Annotated in this window: 1 protein-coding gene; it reads right to left on the bottom strand. The window is 42.1% G+C overall.

Going from position 1 to position 667, the window contains the following annotated elements:
• Positions 1-223: 223 nt before the first annotated feature.
• A partial coding sequence (locus R7Q46_RS27545) for a substrate-binding domain-containing protein (RefSeq protein ID WP_318078330.1) occupies positions 224-667 on the bottom strand: 444 nt, incomplete at its 5' end.

Here is a 667-nt window from a genome sequence, read left to right on the forward strand (position 1 = left end):
AGATATTAGTAAAAGTTTTACTAAAATAAATTAGTGAGAACGTTTTACTTTAACTTGGTCACGTTTTAAATGACCAATGTTGAGCAAGATGTGATCAGCGTAAAGGAATGCGTTCTAGATTGTTTTGGAAAGTAAAAACAGTAAAAATTCGGTAGAAAATAAAAGAAGAAATAAAAAAGCACTGAAAATTCAGTGCCTTATTTGAGCAGTTTTGAGGGTGTTTTTATCGAGTTGTGCCGCGTAGCTTGAGCTTGCTTGGAACGTACACTTGAAGGGGCAGTGCGCGTCCGTCACGGTATTTTTCTACTAACAAGTTCACGCCTTGAATCCCCATCATTTCAGAATGAATACGAACGGTAGATAGAGGTGGGAAGGTAAAGCGCGCGGTAGGAATGTCGTTCACGCTGATCAGCGCAATATCATCAGGAATGTTTAAACCAAACTCATGCACTGCTCGTAACACACCAATCGCAATGGAGTCCGAAGCAATGAACATCGCTTTTGGGAAATCGCCTTTGGCCAGCATCTCTTTCGCTAAGTCATAACCGGACAAGCTAGAGAAATCGCCACGATAAATGTCGTCTTCAGAAACCACACCTTTTAGACTGCCGTAGTCCACAAACGCATTTTCACGAATGTCTGCGGTGTTGGGCTCGTCTTGTCCACC

Source organism: Vibrio sp. 811 (genome assembly GCF_033339195.1).